Here is an 829-nt window from a genome sequence, read left to right as displayed (position 1 = left end):
TCCACCAGGCTTATTTGCATAAGGCTTCCAGCCGTTCGCAATCCTTGATACGCAGCTTGATCTGGCTTATCTGCTCCGTAATCCCATCGAGCGCAATGGCTACTTTTTCTACCGGGACAAATATGGATGCAAGACGCTGTTCATATCCCTGCTGCAAGGTCTCCACCTTGTCCAAAATGGCACTCAGCTGCGATCTGACATCTGTCACTGAAGATGAGAGTGAGTCAATCAGACGTTGGTTGATATCCGTTTTTTTATCACCTTTATGGAAAAGTATTTCTGGTTTGAAATCAAACGAAGAGTTGCTGTGAAAACTTCTTGGATTTGATATTTTACATGTTCCCTGCTTATCAAACTCGAAAACCAAGTAATCAATTTCGTTGCCAGACTTGTCCACTGGATGAAATTTACCTGCCTTGCTCATTCGCTCTGTTGGAATATATATATGCTCTTGACTGCTGCCATGACCATTAAATTTATTGCTAACTTTAAAAAAAGTTTTCTCTTTAATGAAACGACTAAGTGATTCAACCTTGTAAATATCTTCCGTACAAAAAAGCTCAATGTGAATCTCTTTATCCAGCAACGTTTTTTTGAGATCGATCTCTGCCAGATTAATACCACTGTCAAAACCGCTATCCTTGACGGCTTGCTCAACGATATCGTTAACGGCAACACGATTATCTTCATGGGTCCACAAGCAGTGCCGCAATAGCAAGGCATCACTGTGATTGGTTTCGCTGCGGCCATTAAAGAGGGCTGCGGCCTTGAGCAGTTGGGTCGCCCGCTGCCAGCGGCGGTCGGAAACATAGACCTTCAGTTTGTCATA

Annotated in this window: 1 pseudogene; it reads right to left on the bottom strand. The window is 43.3% G+C overall.

Features of this window, described 5'->3' with window-relative positions:
• Nucleotides 1-10 precede the first annotated feature (10 nt).
• Nucleotides 11-829 (bottom strand): annotated as a pseudogene (locus OKC40_RS22680) (AAA family ATPase); the annotation flags it as partial.

Origin of the sequence: Aeromonas sp. QDB11, from assembly GCF_027705265.1 — a bacterium.
GTDB lineage: Bacteria > Pseudomonadota > Gammaproteobacteria > Enterobacterales > Aeromonadaceae > Aeromonas > Aeromonas allosaccharophila.
The sequence above is the reverse complement of the archived record's forward strand: the minus strand, read 5'-3'. Positions and strand labels throughout refer to the sequence as shown.